Origin of the sequence: Neobacillus sp. NPDC097160 (genome assembly GCF_044762155.1) — a bacterium.
Classification (GTDB): domain Bacteria; phylum Bacillota; class Bacilli; order Bacillales; family Cytobacillaceae; genus Neobacillus.
In genome coordinates this window covers 404,196-420,892 of the sequence record NZ_JBIWDU010000003.1, presented here as the reverse complement: position 1 = coordinate 420,892, position 16,697 = coordinate 404,196, and the positions used below count along the sequence as shown (strand labels likewise).

General features: G+C 37.0%; 16 protein-coding genes. 6 read left to right on the top strand and 10 right to left on the bottom strand.

From position 1 onward, the window contains the following. Nucleotides 1-47: 47 nt before the first annotated feature. A complete protein-coding gene (locus tag ACIQXV_RS06535; protein WP_402957102.1) occupies nucleotides 48-578 on the top strand; it encodes a YceI family protein in 531 nt (176 codons plus the stop codon). Between the two features lie 57 nt (nucleotides 579-635). On the opposite strand, the gene ACIQXV_RS06530 is transcribed toward ACIQXV_RS06535, so the two are convergent. From ACIQXV_RS06530 to ACIQXV_RS06515, 4 genes are all read right to left on the bottom strand, one after another. Next, complete coding sequence (locus ACIQXV_RS06530) at nucleotides 636-1,577, bottom strand: ATP-grasp domain-containing protein (RefSeq protein ID WP_402957101.1); 942 nt, start codon at nucleotides 1,575-1,577, stop codon at nucleotides 636-638. Between the two features lie 126 nt (nucleotides 1,578-1,703). Next, complete coding sequence (locus ACIQXV_RS06525; RefSeq protein ID WP_402957100.1) at nucleotides 1,704-3,206, bottom strand: aminotransferase class V-fold PLP-dependent enzyme; 1,503 nt, start codon at nucleotides 3,204-3,206, stop codon at nucleotides 1,704-1,706. 130 nt (nucleotides 3,207-3,336) lie between these two features. Continuing rightward, complete coding sequence (locus ACIQXV_RS06520; protein WP_402957099.1) at nucleotides 3,337-3,684, bottom strand: hypothetical protein; 348 nt, start codon at nucleotides 3,682-3,684, stop codon at nucleotides 3,337-3,339. Between the two features lie 196 nt (nucleotides 3,685-3,880). Next, nucleotides 3,881-4,615 carry a polysaccharide deacetylase family protein gene (locus ACIQXV_RS06515; RefSeq protein ID WP_402957098.1) on the bottom strand — a complete coding sequence of 245 codons (735 nt, stop codon included), beginning with the start codon at nucleotides 4,613-4,615 and terminating at the stop codon, nucleotides 3,881-3,883. A gap of 282 nt (nucleotides 4,616-4,897) precedes the next feature. On the opposite strand from ACIQXV_RS06515, the gene ACIQXV_RS06510 reads away from it, so the two are divergent. After that, a complete protein-coding gene (locus ACIQXV_RS06510) occupies nucleotides 4,898-5,773 on the top strand; it encodes a MerR family transcriptional regulator (protein WP_402957097.1) in 876 nt (291 codons plus the stop codon). Between the two features lie 110 nt (nucleotides 5,774-5,883). Then, entirely contained in the window at nucleotides 5,884-6,405 is a 522-nt protein-coding gene (locus tag ACIQXV_RS06505) for a MerR family transcriptional regulator (protein WP_402957096.1), read from the top strand. 86 nt (nucleotides 6,406-6,491) lie between these two features. Here ACIQXV_RS06505 and ACIQXV_RS06500 read toward each other — a convergent pair whose 3' ends face one another. From ACIQXV_RS06500 to ACIQXV_RS06490, 3 genes are all read right to left on the bottom strand, one after another. Next, entirely contained in the window at nucleotides 6,492-6,956 is a 465-nt protein-coding gene (locus ACIQXV_RS06500; RefSeq protein ID WP_402957095.1) for a GreA/GreB family elongation factor, read from the bottom strand. 198 nt (nucleotides 6,957-7,154) lie between these two features. Beyond that, nucleotides 7,155-8,141, bottom strand: coding sequence for an acyltransferase family protein (locus tag ACIQXV_RS06495; protein ID WP_402957094.1), 987 nt, complete (start codon nucleotides 8,139-8,141; stop codon nucleotides 7,155-7,157). 268 nt (nucleotides 8,142-8,409) lie between these two features. After that, nucleotides 8,410-9,660: a DHH family phosphoesterase gene (locus ACIQXV_RS06490; protein ID WP_402957093.1), complete on the bottom strand. Its 1,251-nt coding sequence runs from the start codon at nucleotides 9,658-9,660 to the stop codon at nucleotides 8,410-8,412. Nucleotides 9,661-9,923: 263 nt separating this feature from the next. Between ACIQXV_RS06490 and ACIQXV_RS06485 the strand changes: the two genes are divergently transcribed. After that, nucleotides 9,924-10,931 carry an NAD(P)H-dependent flavin oxidoreductase gene (locus tag ACIQXV_RS06485; RefSeq protein ID WP_402957092.1) on the top strand — a complete coding sequence of 336 codons (1,008 nt, stop codon included), beginning with the start codon at nucleotides 9,924-9,926 and terminating at the stop codon, nucleotides 10,929-10,931. Nucleotides 10,932-10,977: 46 nt separating this feature from the next. On the opposite strand, the gene ACIQXV_RS06480 is transcribed toward ACIQXV_RS06485, so the two are convergent. From ACIQXV_RS06480 to ACIQXV_RS06470, 3 genes are all read right to left on the bottom strand, one after another. Continuing rightward, nucleotides 10,978-11,661 (bottom strand): M50 family metallopeptidase, encoded by a 684-nt coding sequence (locus ACIQXV_RS06480; protein WP_402957091.1) that lies wholly within the window; start codon nucleotides 11,659-11,661, stop codon nucleotides 10,978-10,980. 109 nt (nucleotides 11,662-11,770) lie between these two features. Then, nucleotides 11,771-13,150 carry a sensor histidine kinase gene (locus tag ACIQXV_RS06475; RefSeq protein ID WP_402957090.1) on the bottom strand — a complete coding sequence of 460 codons (1,380 nt, stop codon included), beginning with the start codon at nucleotides 13,148-13,150 and terminating at the stop codon, nucleotides 11,771-11,773. Nucleotides 13,151-13,157: 7 nt separating this feature from the next. Beyond that, the gene (locus tag ACIQXV_RS06470; protein WP_402957089.1) at nucleotides 13,158-13,829 is read right to left on the bottom strand and encodes a response regulator transcription factor; all 672 of its coding nucleotides are present in this window, start codon (nucleotides 13,827-13,829) and stop codon (nucleotides 13,158-13,160) included. A 163-nt stretch (nucleotides 13,830-13,992) separates the two neighbouring features. Here ACIQXV_RS06470 and ACIQXV_RS06465 point away from each other — a divergent pair, with 163 nt between their 5' ends. Together ACIQXV_RS06465 and ACIQXV_RS06460 are read left to right on the top strand one after the other, a co-directional pair. After that, nucleotides 13,993-15,117 carry an ABC transporter ATP-binding protein gene (locus tag ACIQXV_RS06465; protein ID WP_402957088.1) on the top strand — a complete coding sequence of 375 codons (1,125 nt, stop codon included), beginning with the start codon at nucleotides 13,993-13,995 and terminating at the stop codon, nucleotides 15,115-15,117. Further along, nucleotides 15,117-16,673 (top strand): ABC transporter permease/substrate-binding protein, encoded by a 1,557-nt coding sequence (locus ACIQXV_RS06460; RefSeq protein WP_402957087.1) that lies wholly within the window; start codon nucleotides 15,117-15,119, stop codon nucleotides 16,671-16,673. The genes ACIQXV_RS06465 and ACIQXV_RS06460 overlap by 1 nt, the downstream gene beginning before the upstream one ends. Nucleotides 16,674-16,697: the final 24 nt, after the last annotated feature.

The window sequence follows — 16,697 nt, the reverse complement described above, 5'->3', positions numbered from 1 at the left end:
ATTCAAGATAAACGAATTAAAAACAAACAATGTGGAGGAGAAATAAAATGACTAAAACTAAATGGGCTCTTGATCCAGCACACAGCAGTGTAGATTTTTCGGTTCGTCACATGATGATTGCAAACGTAAAAGGTACATTTAACAGCTTTAACGCAACGATTGAAGCTGATCCAGCTGACTTAACGACTGCAAACATTGAATTCTCAGTTGAAACGGCAAGTGTAGACACACGCAATAAAGATCGTGATGGTCACTTAGTATCCGCTGATTTCTTTGATGTTGAAAATCATCCAAATATGACGTTCAAATCTACATCCATTGAAAAAACAGATGAAGGCGAATACAATGTTACTGGTGATTTAACACTTCGCGGTGTAACGAAACAAGAAACTTTCGCGGTTATTTTTGAAGGTCAAGGAAAAGATCCATGGGGAAATGAAAAGGCCGGCTTCAGTGCACAAGGTACTGTTAACCGTTCAGATTATGGCTTAGTTTGGAATGCTGCACTTGAAACTGGCGGCGTCCTCGTTGGCGACAAAGTAAAAATCAACCTGCAAATCCAAGCAGCTAAAGCTTAGACATTTTTATAAAGAAAGAGGCTGATCCTAGTGGAACAGCCTCTTTCTTTTTGAAAATTAAACATTTATTTTATCTGATTCTGCTTTCAAAAACTTCGCGAGCTCAAGCATGCCGAATTTTCCCGCTTTCGCTTCCGCATCCGAATTATAATTTGTATTGGTATTGATGTCATACGTATAAATCTCGCCAGCACCATTACGGATAAATTCAATACCGGCTACTTGAATATGATTAGCAGCAAGTACCTGCTCATATTTATTAATAATGGGATCTGAAAAATCTTCAATAATTTCAAATTTTGGTTGTTCAGCTTTTCCCTCTCCTACTGGACAGTATAAATCACCGATTTGGCAGGCATCCGCCGGACATAATTGGAAGCCTTCGGAAGTATCCACCTTAACGGCATAGACAAATTTCCCACCGACAAATTCACAGCGGGTAATGAAGCTTTCCGGTGCTTGGATGTACTCTTGGATTAATGTAATCCCATCAACAGGTTCTTCGAATGCTGGTCCTTCAACATAGTTTCTTAACCCACCAATTGTCTGGAATAACTGAACACCAAGTCCTTTACCTGCACGATTATGTTTTGTTATAAAAGGAATTCCGCTAAATTCAGCCGCTGCCTCAAGAATTTGCCCCTTCCCCACTGCCGCAATTGTTCGGGGCGCTTGGATGCCAATTTTATTTAGTTCTAAATATTGACTCACCTTACTAACCTCAAGCTGGAGGGCCCTTGTACCGTTAAATACCTTTCGGCCATGGGCTTCCAACCAAGAAAGTACTTGTGCGGTAAATTCAGGTGCAAAACGATGCCCCCTTGTGTGTGAGGATGCGCTCATGCGATTATAAAAAACACCTTCGGGAGGCTCTTTTGCTAAATCAAGTCGACCGCTGTCAAGATGCCATTCTTCATAAGGGACTTCAAGTTCATCTAAGCGCTTCGTTAAATGAACGGTCCATTCGCTATTTTCGTGGATAATATAAACTTTTTTCAAAATTAAGGTCTCCCCTCATGCTGCTCCATAACTAAAGTACTCTAATTTCTTTCATACTATAGTGTCTAACTTTATTTTAAAATTCTAATTTCGATTTGGGAAGGGGTCTAATTCTATTTTAAAGAATTATTCGAAGCGGAACAATGGTGACATGTCTTCTCGAATGTGATGAATATAAAAATAATCATTACTCGCTGAATCATAGACATAATCCTTTTTCCATTCGTCAATATTTTTCGTAATTTCCTTTACAGCGCTGACAAACAATAATATTTCCTCATTCTTCATGATCGGATGTATGGAGAAGCGCACCCAGCCCGGTTTATCCGACAAATCACCAAGATCAATTTTATCCGTAATCTGCTTGGATGCTTCCTTATCAATCTGAAAAAGGTAATGTCCGTACGTCCCAGCGCAGGAACAACCACCTCTAACTTGGATCCCAAATCGGTCATTTAGTAAACGAACGATTAAATTATAATGGATGTTATCGATATAAAACGAAACAATTCCAATACGATCCTTTATTTGCCCATTTAATATATGAACACCTGAAATTCTCTCCAAGTTTGAGAGTAACAGTCGAAGCTGTTGATTCTCCCTTTTCATTATATTTTCTACACCCATTTGATTTTTCAAATTTAAGCAAAGGGCAGTACGAATGGCTTGAAGAATTCCAGGTGTCCCTCCATCTTCTCGTAACTCAATGGCTTCATAATATTGGTGCCCTCCCCAGGGATTTGTCCAAGTTACTGTTCCTCCTCCAGGGTGGTCTGGAATTTTATTATTATATAATCTTGAATCAAAGACTAAAACTCCACTCGTACCCGGGCCCCCTAAAAATTTATGTGGTGAGAAAAAGACTGCATCAAGTTTTTCGAGTGGATCGTCAGGATGCATATTAATTTTTACATATGGCGCCGATGCTGCAAAATCAACAAAACACAGGCCGCCATGTTGATGCATTAGTTTTGCTAGTTGATGATAGGGAGGTTGAATCCCCGTTACATTTGAACAAGCTGTGAATGAGCCAATTTTCAACTGACGGTCATGATAAAAATGAAGCAGCTGTTCAAGGTGATCAACGTTCACCCTTCCATCCGTATCAGGATTTATAATCACAACCTCCCCAAGCGTATCGAGCCAGGATGTTTGATTCGAGTGATGTTCCATATGGGTCAAAAAAATAACCGGTCTTTCTTTCTCAGGGAGTCGAAGTCGTTGTTTCCATTGTTCAGGCACGCGGATTCCTAGCATTCGCTGCAGCTTATTAATAACAGATGTCATTCCAAAACCATCAAGGATTACGACATCATGTTGATCAGCATTTACATGCTCTTTAATGATTGTCTTGGATTGCTTATATATGCCCGTCATCATTAAACTAGTAATATTGGATTCTGTATGGGTATTGGCCATATATGGCCCGAACACTTCTGAAATCTTTTGTTCAATTGGTCGATATAATCGCCCGCTTGCCGTCCAGTCAGCATAAATTATTTTCTTTTTTCCAAAGGGAGTATCAAATTGCTGGTTCATTCCAATCACATGTGAGCGAAACGTTTGAAAATACTCCTCGAGGTTATCCGGAATTCGAATGGTTTTACTTCCAATAGTGGCAGTGATCATTTGTTTCACACCTTACAATTATGTCCTGTTAGTTCACTATATGCAGGACAGTTTTACGCTGTTTCAACTGCTTTCATCAAATAAACCCAATCGCTAAAATGATTGGGTTTTTATTACTCATATACGTTTCTTAGTAAGTGGTAATCCGTGCCGATTCTTTTTTTGTCACTTCATCAATTTTTTGAATAAACATTTGAAAAACTCTTCTTTTTTCCTCGAGATCCTTTATGTATTCCTTAAGTTGGTTATAACTTTCTTCAAATGGTTTATGGTACATTTCCCGAATTTTTTCAATGATTTCCTCATTTACAGTCGATTGAATCACTTGCTTGGTAATTCCATATTTATAAGAATATACCTTTAATTCCTGTGCAACTTCATCATACTCGTTAGCAATTTCGGTCAAGACTAATGAAATATCATCCTTCCACTCATCGAGTGATTTCTGTAAATATGATTTTGCTAATGTTTCTTCCATATATACACCCGCCCTATTTGAGACTAGATTATGTTTACACTATTATAACGATGTTTGATTACATTGAGATTTCGGACAGTTTACAGTATTTTATCAATGCAATTTACTTATTTTTATTTAAACTGTGATTGTTATTTCAAATGATTAAAATAACATAAAAAAACGATTACCAAGTACCGGTAACCGCTGCCATCCGTTATTCAGCCAGAATTGCTTTTGCGAACTCTTCGATTGTAGTGGAATATTTAATATAGGTTCTTGGAAGGTAGTATAGCTCATTTTTTATACCGGTTTTTGAAAAAGGACCTGGTGTGGTGGTAAGGCCATATAAATAGTACTTTTTCGCCTCCGTCACAACCTTTTCATTTGTGTTTCCATATGGGTATGACAGAGCTATAACTGGTTTACCCGATATTTGCTGTATTTTTTCTTTAGACTCCATTAGTTCGGATTTAAGATTTTCTACTTTGGTCAAATCCGGATGTGTCGCCGTATGTGACTGAATCGAGACTAAACCTGAGTCTTTCATCCGTTTCAAATCTGAAATCGAAAGACGATTGGAACGGCCAATAAAGTCCGAAATGACAAATACGGTTCCCGTAGGCACAAATCGCCCTGATTGAAGCTTTTGAAAAATAGCTAATGCGTTTAGATTATTTTTATAGCCATCATCAAAGGTAATAAAAATCGGTTTGTTAACTTTCTTCCAATCTTGCCAGCGTTCAAACGTTAATAAGGTAAAACCATGGTCACGTAAATAAATCATTTGTTTCTCAAAGTTTTCTGGAGTTACATAAAGCTCCTTGGAACCATGCCCATTATATTCTGCAATAGAGTGATAAACTAAGATTGGAACCTTTTGCGCTACTGCTCCCTTTTCTGGAAGTCCAAATAGGAGAACACCTAGGAAGAGGATAATAAATTTTTTCATAATATTCCCCGCTTTTATTATCTTGGAGTACACCCCATTATTATTCCTAAAACTCCTTTTTCTATTTCAATCCATAATAAAAATCTTAGAGGTGCAGAATTCATTCCTCTGCACTTTTTTTATTGTGAAAAACACTTTTTTTGCAAGAATATGTTGTTATTTCGTGATTTCAGTCTTGTTTTGATAGCTTTTGTCATGCAGCAGGAAAAACAGCTACCGGATGGTGAATAACTAAGCAAAGAAGAATTATTTCCTAGAGACGATTGAAAGGAATGATGAAGTTTGAAGACCTATACCTTAAAAGAAGTATCAAAAAAAATAAATATTGCACCAGGAATAGTACGCCAGTGGGAAAAAGATTTTGTTGATTTTCTAGATATCCCCCGTACCAAACAAGGTGCAAGAATTTATACAGATTTGGAAATTGACCTATTGTTAGAAATTAAACAACTGGCCGATATAAAGGAAAGTAAGGATATGATCCGACAATGCCTGCAAAAGATGCAAGAGCCGGTTGTTGAAGAATTCCCACATGAACCCGAAGTATCTTTAGAAATCATTTCCGAAGAAGCGATTACCCCAGTGTCGATTGAAGAAAGCACCCTCAAAAATTCCGAGCTTTTTTTCGAGGCGATGGAAACCTATAAAAAAACGTTTTTAAATGAAGTGAAGGATGAAATCCGAAGCGTTGTTCGTAAAGAAGTTTTAGAAGAGGTAAAAAAAGAAATCACAAAAGGCACTTATTATACAGTGAAATCCATTTCAGATTCAGTTTATAAATCTACAGCAAATACAAAAGCGGAAATTCACGAATTATCTAAGACACTTGAAAAAGCAACTGAGGTTACGGCTGACTCCTTACAATATCTTGCCAATAATATTGCCAACGTGTCAATTGAGACCACTGAAGAAATTTTTTCACTCTCAAAGCAGTTAGCAGAAACCTCTAATGAATTATTTCATTATGTTGATATGACAAATAACGAAATATCCAGTCTATCAGAAGCGATTTCTATGGACCGAGAATTCTTTGTAGAAGAGCGGAATCAATACCGTTATGAAGTTACCCAAAGAGAATTAGCATTCCAACAAATGTTAACCACCTTTCGTGATGTAGCAGCCGCTAAAGATAAGAAATGGTGGAAATTCTGGTCTTAATTAGGAAGTAACAGTTATATATAGCTCCTTTAATTCTTGTGTGTTTTACTTAGCATTAGCATATCGTCACTCGTGGTTTCAGGTTATTTTATCATTAGGGGGATTCCTACATGAATACAAGTGAAGTAGCAAAATTATTAGGGGTATCTGCAAGTACGGTTCAGCGCTGGGTTAAGCAGCTCGGGCTGCCAATGGAAAAAAATGAGCGAGGGCATTATCATTTTAGCGAAGAAGATATTAATCTATTAAAAGGAATTCATGAACAACTTCAAAACGGAACATTACTGCATGAAATTACCCCTATGAATGAGAAAAAAACTGTGCGAAAAGGTGCCGTAAAAGCAGTTGAAAATGATAAAGCAATTGAAAAATTGTTTACGATGGTGAACGAATTAGAAATAAGTCTGAATGCAAAAGCAGATTCGGTTGCTTCCTATCAACTCCTGCAGCATCGCCGTGAAATAGAAGATTTGCAAGACCAAATTAACACATTAACACAGCAGCTTGACCTACTTCAAAAACAGTATAATGAGCTTAACTTTCCCACACAATCCGAAAAACCAATCGTATTTGATCATAGCAAAATAAAAAGAAAAAAGAAGAATTTCGTAAGTTCTATATTTGGTTTTTGATTATCATGAACAAAAATATGACTGACCGAAAATTACCGGTCAGTCATATTTCTCTTAAATTAAAGCTCAGCCAATAAGTGAAATATTTAGGCTTCCTTATACTGTTCTTCCAATTCAAATAGGTCCCCAACATATGAAATATCCTTGATTGTCATTTGGAGATCCCCTGTTGGAATTCTAAGTGAGAGCTGTTCACCCAGTTTCCTAAGAAGCAGTTGTCTTCCAACCGGTGATAAAAAGGAAATGTAGCCTCTATCTGGGTCTGACTGTTCTGGAAAACAAATGACAAAGTCTTCTGATTCATTATCTTCGTCGTAAAGAACCGTCACTTTTGTGCCGATAAAAACTTTGGGAAATAATGAAATGAAACCTTTATTGCGATTTTTCGATAACAAGTCTTCAACCTCTATGACATACAAGTTAAAAAAGTTTTTAATCCTTTCTTGGACTGGCGTTGAAGATAAATAAAGAGTGGTTAATTCTTTAATATTTTCATCAATATACACTAATTGCTGCTTATAAAATTCTCGAGAAAAGTTACTATGGTTCATAATAAGTAACCTCCAAGCTAGGGTCAAACTTCCGGCAAAACTTCATTAATTGATTCATCATTAACTCCTCCTGAATAAAAAAATGAAACCTTCCATATTTCTTGCTGATTGGAAGATCTTAGTATAAGATTACCATATTTAGACTGAAAAGTCGCCAGTCTAATATTACAAAAGCTTAAGGTTTAAATTCGAGCGAATTTACACCCTAAGCTCAACTAGTGGCCGGGTATACTTTTTGATAAAGTAACTACCTAGAATTAGACATATGATAAAAGAAAGCAATATGAGTAAAAGATAGTTCCCTGAAATGAATGGTAAACTTTCATCTGGCACAATAGTTTGAAGTGATTTAATAATAAAACCATGGAGCAAATAGACATATAGTGTTCGTTCACCAATTTTTGTTAATTTATTTTGTGTGGAAGGGATTAATGCTAAAAATCCAAACACCACCATTAAAGTTAACCCATATTGGAGTGCTCGGATGAGCCCATCTGTCCATTCCATCCCGCCCATATTCTCATAAGAGGTATCTGCTAACAGCCATGGAACAGCATCTTTTGGGAAGCCCATCCCAATGAATAACCAAGTTACCATCATGATAACCATACCTGCTGGAAGGGAAAATTTTGACCGGATCACCCGTTTTAATTGACTCCCATTTAGCAGGAACCCCAATAAGAAATACGGAAAGAATACAATTGTTCTTGATAAACTTAAAAAACTACCCACATTGTCTACATATCCAATGACAATCCCCATTATTATGGCTGCTGCAAAGCCTATCCATTTCATTCGTGCAAATGCATGTAACAGCAAATTCCAAAAAAATAAACTCAATAAAAACCAAAGTGTCCAATGTGGATGCAATAAATCAAAATTTAACCGATTTTCCTGCCCAATTACATAATAATAAATCGAATAAATGATTTGAAAGATCAAATAAGGGACTAATATTTTCTTTACAGACTTTTTCAAATAACCTTTCTTTTTATATCCTTTAGCAAAGTATCCAGAGATTAAGATAAACGCTGGCATATGGAATAAAAAAATGAATGTGTACAATGTGAAAAGAATTCCATCTTGTTCCTTTAAGGGACTAATCAGATGCCCAAAAACGACGAGAAAAATCAAAATAAATTTTGCATTATCGAAAAATTTACTCCTTTTTGAAGTTAAAGCCATCCTATCACCCCATTGTTTATTTCACTCAAAAAGGTTTTTTACAATATTTTTGGTTGTGGACTATAATTATGGATGCATATCCGTATGACTATTTTAACTTATTAATATTACAGGGGTATGTAATTGAAACAACTTTCTGTTGCATAGAATTTACAATTTTAAAATAGCATTACGATATACCCACGAATAATGTACCACTCCATCCTTAATGAAACCTTAATATCGAATAAGAAATAAATAGAGAGCTTGGGGCATCCCAAGCTCTCTATTATACATTCATAATATCGACCATGTGGTTACTGATGATCTCATCATAATTTTCCTTTAATTCATCAAGTGAAATCTTTAATGTGGCGGAAAGCTTTTGTAAGTATTCTTGGTCCTGTCGCTGCCAAGATAAATAGTTTCTTTTTAGAAAGTGTTCTGCCTCATTGAAGGAAGGAAATATTTGTTCAACTTTCTCCCCGTTATGGAAAAGATCATATCCCCGATCACTTGCTGGAATAATATAGGAAATTTCATTCTTATGGTTTTGATAACTCGTTCCAAAAGCTGATTCTTTCACATTATATTCATTCCGATCTGCATCTGGTTTAAGCGGGTTCAACTCGAAAACATCCACCACAAATGTTTTAAATGCTTCCCTGGTCAATTCCGATCCAGAAGCCTTCGGATGTCCTCCACCCCCATACCTTTGCGCAAATTCGGCAACATTCACTTCATCATGAATCGTTCGAAATCCCATTTTCTTTCCGCTGACATTCAAAAGAACAATCATATCCAAATGAGGATAAATATTATTTAAGGCATTGCCAAGCTCCGACAAATACTGTTCGCCGTGGACAATCCCTATACAATAATGATCTACAAAGGTTTGCACCGTCTGTCTGCTCTTTGAATGGATATATCGGTTAATTTTTTGCTCTTCAATATCAAGAATCATATTTTCCGTGTCTGTTAACCTGAATGAATCGGTATTTTCCCTTAATCGCTTAAGCATTACTTCTTCAAACTGTTCTCTATTCATTATGTAAAATAAATCGTTTAACCGCTTTGCGGTTACATTATTATTTTCATCCCATTCCCACGTATCATACTGGCGGACTAAATCAATGAATTCCTCAAGCGCATGATTTCGCTCCATCTTACCTTGTTCAATGAGATAATCATAAAATAAGGAAGTGGCACATGTTTTCTTCCCATTTTCATATTCCGGTTTAACCCACCCCCATTTATATTCATTAAAATGCATGGCAGTCACATGATGATCAATCATCTGAATATGTTTCCCATGCTTAAACCGTTCCTGCAGTTTTTTCTCTACATCCTCATTAACTGCTAAATCTGTAATATAGACTTCTTCCTGGTTATTGGCCGGATTTTTAATATACGTTTCAACCCTTTGATTTAAATTCCGATATGAACAATAGAATACATTAGCTTTATCCCCAAAGGCTATTTTTGCAATCAGCCCACAGCCAAGACCGTCGAGATCCATATCTGTAAAAAGTTTTACCATACCTGACACCATCCAATCTTATTCCCTAACGTATAGTTTGGTTTCGAAAAATATTCTTATACAAAGTCAAGCGCAAGAACTTGTATAAGACAGATCATTTGATTTCTATTCGCTAAATATATACTAAATGAAAGATTAAATCGACTTTTTTGACTTGAAATTATACAAGTTAATAAAACCTGCCATTATGACCTGGTAACAATTATCACATACATATGATTAATTAAATGGTAAGATGCACGGGAAGTTCCTATTAATAGCAATTGAAAAGGGGTTATACATTGAACTTTCCACAACTTAAAATAGGTCATATGATACCAAAGGTTCCGATTTTGCAAGGCGGGATGGGTGTTGGTATTTCTCTTAGTAAGCTTGCGTCTGCAGTCGCAAATGCCGGTGGGATTGGCATTATTTCTGGAACTGGTATTACAGTTGACGAAATGCGGTCACATATCAGACGGGCTAAGGAACGAGTCAAAAATGCAGGATATATTGGTGTAAATGTTCTATTCGCCATGAATGACTTTGCTGAAAAGATGAAAGCAGCCCTCGAAGAAAAGGTTGATTTTATCATCTCCGGTGCTGGAATCTCAAGGGACATGTATTCATGGGGAAAACAAGCTGGAATTCCCGTCATTTCAATCGTCTCATCTGCAAAGTTAGCCAGAATTTCCGAACGGCTTGGTGCTGCGGCGGTTGTGGTTGAAGGTTTTGAAGCAGGCGGACATCTAGGTACAGACAGGCCGATGTTCGATATCCTTCCGGAGGTCGTAGAAGCGGTTTCCATCCCTGTCATTGCGGCCGGAGGAATCATGACTGGCGGAGATATTGCCAAAGCACTTGCATTGGGAGCCTCTGGCGTACAGATGGGAACCCGATTTGTTGCCAGTGAGGAATGTGATGCACCATTAGCCTTTAAACAAAAATATGTGAATGCAGTTAAAGTGGATCTTGTTTTAGTTAAAACCACCGTAGGCCTACAGGGAAGAGCAATTAAAAATAACTTTACAAAATTGATAACCGGACCAGACAAATTGAAAATAGCCAAATGTCATGATTGTTTAAAAAATTGTTCTTACCGTTTTTGTACACTTGATTCTCTCCTTACGTCTGTTAATGGTGATGTTGACAATGGGTTGGTTTTTGCCGGTGCCAGGGTAGATGAAATCAAAGCAATACTCCCTGTAAAAACAATTATCGACAATCTAACAAAAGAATATTGTGATTCCAAGCATAACAATCCCAATGATTCTTCATTGCCTGTATTTTAAAAAATGGCAAAGCCAGCCTTTATAAATGAAGGCTGGCTTTTGTATTTTATTTCACCAATCTATAATACCCTCTTTTTAACCCATAATAACAGAACCATAGTGCTTGAAAAAAGAAGAGTACTCCCCATATAGGAGCCGGAATAATACCTGTTAACCGGGCAAGATTGGCCGCATCCCCAGCCGCTTGTGGCTGATAAATGCTAATATATAGTATTTCATATGCACTTTGAACAGAATCAACTAATAAAATGGAGGCAATCAGGAGTAATAAGTTATCTCTTAAATTTTGACTTCCCTTAATGAGTAAAAAAAGGAAACCTACCACGAATGAGCAGAGCCAAAACAACCCGTATGGATTCCGCACCCAAAAAAGCAGATTCAAAATAATAAAACCTAGTAATATATCAATCAAAAGAATATACTTTTTCCTTCCTATAAGCAAAAAGGAGAGAAACGCCATAAATGAAGCAAAAGTATAGCCTGCAAGACTTGTAAAAAAGCTGCCAATCCATGTAGACTGATTACTGTACGTTGCCCCTTCGGAATTCATGAATAAAGAAATTCTTTCAACATTCCCACCCAAAAGTGCAATAAAGGCATGGCCGGATTCATGGATCAGTGTATTAATTACTTTTACATAATTCCCGAGGATTGGCACATGAATTAGCAAAAACGCCAATATCAGAAAAAGGAAAAACTTCGTACTGAATTTATCCCGAACAAAGCTCATAATAAGTTGCCCCTCTTTTTAAACAGCTTTTATATCCCTATTTTAACTTTTTTATCAGTAGTATTGCAAATTTTCAAATAGTTTAACCAAGGAGCTATCAATCATTGCTTTACTTTTTGGGAAGAATCACCGTAAACATAGTTCCTTTGCCTTTTTGACTTGTTACGTTCACCTTCCCATGATGCATATCAACAATGGACTTGACGATGGACAAACCTAGTCCGGTTCCTTCCACCGAACGATCCCTGGAGGTATCCGCACGATAAAAGCGGTCAAATATTCTTGCGACTTCCTTTGCATTCAGGCCAATCCCCGTATCCTTCACACTAACTTCAACTTGTTGTTCTAATTCAGTCAATTCAATATCAATTGTCCCATTCTCACGATTATATTTTATCGCATTTGTTAATAGGTTTTCCCAAACAGAATACAACAATGACTGATCCCCCTTAATCACAGCATCTGGGAGAGAGTAACTCATCATAATTCCTTTATCAAGAATTCTCCATTGGTATTGGTGGATCACGCTTTTTAACTGCCCCGCGACATCAACTGTGGTGACCTCCATTAAATCCCTCTTACTTTCAATGGTGGAAAGCAGTAATAACTGTTTCGTCATATTGGACAAACGATTGACTTCAGAGTGGACGACGTGAATATACTGCTGTTTTTCTTGTTCACTTTTACTGTCATCTTCCAATAAATTCAAGTATCCTTTTATATTGGTAAGCGGCGTTTGAATATCATGAGTAATATTCGAGATTAATTCTTTGCGCAGCATATCAACCTTCGCTAATTTTTTCGCCATGGTCGTAAAGCTGGCAGCTAAATAGCCAAGCTCATCTCTTCGATCAATATCCAGCCTAATTGAAAAATTTCCTTCAGCAATTTCCTTTGTTGCCAGATTCAATTTTCTGATCGGTTTTACCAAATATTTTGTACTGATTAAGACCAAAAGAATGCTTAATAAAATAGAGATCATCAGCAGCCAGCCGAACAGAATATGCATCTCATTAAACATGAGCTTAATATCAGGTCTAATAAATAATGCATAGCGTTTATTTTGGTATTCCAGGGGAACACCTACAGAATTTTTTAATTCGTTTGCAAAAAAGCCAGTTACAAAGGTTTTATGGGGAAAATGACTTACCCCGTGGTAAACTTCGCCATTCAATACCTTTTCGGAAGTGGTTTCAGGCAAATCCTTTACTCTAAAAGTTGAGCCAAAATACTGTTTGCTCCCCTCCCCGCTGACCAAAAGAATTTGATACCCGATGGCACCAATGTGATTAAAATAGTCTTCCAAGCTTATTAAGGGATGCGAACTTGCAAAATTCGCGATTTCAAAAGCAAAATTTGTGATTTTTTCATCATTTTCCCGTTTTAATTTTACTTGATAATAGGCGTTAGAAAGGATAAATGAAATTAGACCACTAAAGATCATGATCATTATCGTAATGAAAGCAAATTTACTATATAGAGATTTCATTTTTATTCTAGATAACCTCCAAGGAATAGCCTACCCCTCTAATTGTCTTAATGGTGAAATCATCTGCAATGCTCGCGAACCGTTCGCGCAATCGTTTAATATGAACATCCACCGTTCTTTCATCACCTTCAAAATCAAGACCCCATATTCTTTCAATGAGATGCCCTCTACTAAATACATGATTGGGATGTGTTGCCAAAAAGGTTAATAGCTCAAATTCCTTTAAGGGTAGCATGAAGGTTTTGGTATTAATTTTCACCTCATAACTCTTCTTGTTTATGTATAGAGAGCCTAAATTGATATTGGTTTCACTGGCATTACCGTATCTTCTCAACAATGCATGAACGCGAAAAATTAACTCCTTAGGTTCAAAAGGTTTTAATAAATAATCATCCGTCCCCGATTCGAATCCCTTTTCCTTGTCTTCGATCTGGCCTTTTGCTGTCAATAAAATAATTGGCATATCATATAACTTGCGAATTTCGGATGTTAACTGGTATCCGTCCATAACGGGCATCATAATATCCACAACCGCTAAATCGCAAGGCTCCGTTTTTAATAATTCAAGGGCTGCCGCCCCATGTTCAGCAGCCATTACCATATAACCTTCCTTCATTAATAAACCTTTCACTAAACTGCGAATATATTCATCATCATCCACGATTAAAATGGTTTTCACTTAAACACCTTCTTACAGTTTTCTCACTTCATTGTACTGAATGTATTTGGGTTTGCAAAGAAAAGTTAGCCTTCATTTTGGAAACACATTCGACAAACCAACAACTTATATGTTATTGTTAAGTTGTTACTAATAAGCGTAAATTTATTAAGGGGGAATGAAATTGATTGAATTCAAAAATATTGTTAAAAAATATCGAACAAAGACCATCATAAATCCTTTTTCACTAAATATTGAAGCCGGTCAGTTAGTGGTTTTTATCGGACCAAGCGGCTGTGGAAAAACGACTTTGCTCAAAATGATTAATAAACTTATTCAACCGACATCAGGGAAAATCTTTGTAAATGGGACGGATATTTCCACGATGAACCCAATTGAGCTGAGGAGAAATATTGGCTACGTTATTCAAAACACCGGATTGTTTCCGCATATGTCGATTAAAGAAAACTTAGAATTAATCCCAAAGCTCAAAGGCGAAGAGCCCTCCCTGATTGAGAAAAAAACAGAAGAATTGCTTGATCTTGTCGGATTAGACCCAAAGGAATTCCTGCACAGATTTCCAAAAGAGCTAAGCGGCGGTCAACAGCAAAGAGTAGGTGTAGCAAGAGCCTTTTCAACGAACTCCGATATCATCTTAATGGATGAGCCCTTCAGTGCACTAGACCCTGTAACGAGAAGTTCACTTCAAGATGAATTATTCCAAATGCAAAAGGAATTAAATAAGACGATTATCTTTGTCACACATGACATGGACGAAGCTATTAAAATAGCAGACAAGATTTGTATATTAAAAGATGGAGACATTCTCCAATTTGACACCCCTGAAAATATACTCAAAAATCCAGCGAATGATTTTGTCGAAGGATTTATAGGGAAAAGAAGGGTTTGGAACAATCCTGAATTATTACTGGCTGAAGATATTATGATTGCCAATCCTGTAAAGATCACGGCAATGCGAAATGTCCTGCAGGCTATTGAGATTATGAAGGATCATAAGGTTGACAGTTTGATGGTGACTGATAAACAAAATGTCCTTAAGGGGCTTGTAACATTAAAAAGCATTCAATTGCTTAACCGCACCACCCCAATCGAAATGATTATGGAACAAAACGTGCTGTCTGTATCACAGGATGCCAATTTAATTTCAGTGTTAGCGGCAATGAATGAGCACAAAATCGGTTATTTGCCTGTTGTGAACAGTGCTAAACAGCTCACAGGACTGATCACAAGAAGTAGTATTTTATCGGCATTAAGCAGTCAATTAATAGACCTGGAGGTGGCATTTTAATGAGTGAATTTTGGAATTATCTAACAGGAAACTACCAGCAGATTTTCAACTTATTAGGAGAACATCTCTACTTAAGTATAATTTCCGTATTAATTGCCATTATTATCGGTATTCCGTTAGGTATCTTAATTTCAAACGAACCAAAGCTTTCAAAACCAATTATCGGTACGACCAACGTTATTCAAGCTGTTCCAAGCTTAGCTTTACTTGGATTCTTAATCCCATTCATCGGCATTGGCAGTGCGCCCGCGATTGTGATGGTCGTTCTTTATTCCTTGCTTCCAATTGTGAAGAACACGTATACAGGCTTGACGAATATTGATGGAGACATTCTGGAAGCCGCCAAAGGCATCGGTCTAACTAAGAGTCAAACCATGAGAAAGGTTCAGCTGCCGCTAGCCTTCCCGATGATTATGGCGGGTATCAGAATTTCAGCTGTTACAGCTGTTGGTTTGATGACAATCGCCGCATTCGTCGGTGCAGGAGGACTTGGTTACCTGGTATTCTCAGGTGTACAAACAGTTGATAACCATATGATTTTGGCTGGAGCGATTCCTGCCTGTATTTTAGCACTCTTGATTGACTTTGTGGTTGGGAAACTTGAAACATCCCTTTCCTATACCAGCAAGCAGAAAAATGCCTCGAAGTCAGGGAAGAAAGCAAAAAAGTGGATGATAGCCCTTGCCTCGATCATCATCATTGCCTTTGGGGGTTTCAAGGTGTATTCATTTGCCAATGCAGAAGACAAAATTATCATTGGATCAAAGAACTTCAGTGAATCGATGATATTAGGGAATATGCTTGCTGATATAATAGAAAACAAAACTGATATTCAAGTAGAAAGAAAGCTTAATCTTGGCGGTACACAGGTTGCTTTTAGTGCCATTAAGAATGGAGATATTGATTTATATGTAGAATATACGGGGACAGGTTTGGTGAATATTTTAAACCAGCCGCCGGAAAGTGACCCGGATAAAGTTTATGATTATGTTCAAAGGGAATTTAAGCAAAAATATAATATCGAATTGTTAAAACCACTAGGATTCAATAACACCTATGCTTTGGCGGTAAGACAGGACACAGCAAATGAGTACGGTTTGAATACCATTTCTGATTTAGCTAAAGTAAGCGGGAATTTAATTATGGGTCCCACAATCGAATTTCCTAATCGCGAGGATGGATTAATCGGTCTTTCAAAAACATATAATATGGAATTTAAAGATGTTAAAGCTGTTGATGGCGGCTTACGTTATACTGCACTTAAAAATCATAAAAGTGATGTCATCGATGCCTTTTCAACCGACGGATTACTAGAAGCCTTTAAATTAAAGGTATTAAAGGATGATCAAAACTTCTTCCCACCATATTATGCCGTTCCAATCATTAAAGAGGAAACATTAAAAGAACATCCAGAATTGAAAAAAGCAATTAATACCTTATCAGGTAAGCTCTCAGATGAAAAAATGCGTGAGCTAAACTATAAAGTAGACAGCCTCAAGCAGTCACCCGCTAAGGTGGCAAAGGAATTTTTAGAAAAAGAAGGATTATTGGATTAAGAATGAGCTCTATATTGCAAGAAG

Coding starts and splice junctions, on each gene's coding strand:
- ACIQXV_RS06535 (WP_402957102.1), top strand. CDS start 48: ATGACTAAAACTAAATGGGCTCTTGATCCAGCACACAGCAGTGTAGAT.
- ACIQXV_RS06525 (WP_402957100.1), bottom strand. CDS start 3,206: ATGATCACTGCCACTATTGGAAGTAAAACCATTCGAATTCCGGATAAC.
- ACIQXV_RS06520 (WP_402957099.1), bottom strand. CDS start 3,684: ATGGAAGAAACATTAGCAAAATCATATTTACAGAAATCACTCGATGAG.
- ACIQXV_RS06515 (WP_402957098.1), bottom strand. CDS start 4,615: ATGAAAAAATTTATTATCCTCTTCCTAGGTGTTCTCCTATTTGGACTT.
- ACIQXV_RS06505 (WP_402957096.1), top strand. CDS start 5,884: ATGAATACAAGTGAAGTAGCAAAATTATTAGGGGTATCTGCAAGTACG.
- ACIQXV_RS06500 (WP_402957095.1), bottom strand. CDS start 6,956: ATGAACCATAGTAACTTTTCTCGAGAATTTTATAAGCAGCAATTAGTG.
- ACIQXV_RS06495 (WP_402957094.1), bottom strand. CDS start 8,141: ATGGCTTTAACTTCAAAAAGGAGTAAATTTTTCGATAATGCAAAATTT.
- ACIQXV_RS06490 (WP_402957093.1), bottom strand. CDS start 9,660: ATGGTAAAACTTTTTACAGATATGGATCTCGACGGTCTTGGCTGTGGG.
- ACIQXV_RS06480 (WP_402957091.1), bottom strand. CDS start 11,661: ATGAGCTTTGTTCGGGATAAATTCAGTACGAAGTTTTTCCTTTTTCTG.
- ACIQXV_RS06475 (WP_402957090.1), bottom strand. CDS start 13,150: ATGAAATCTCTATATAGTAAATTTGCTTTCATTACGATAATGATCATG.
- ACIQXV_RS06460 (WP_402957087.1), top strand. CDS start 15,117: ATGAGTGAATTTTGGAATTATCTAACAGGAAACTACCAGCAGATTTTC.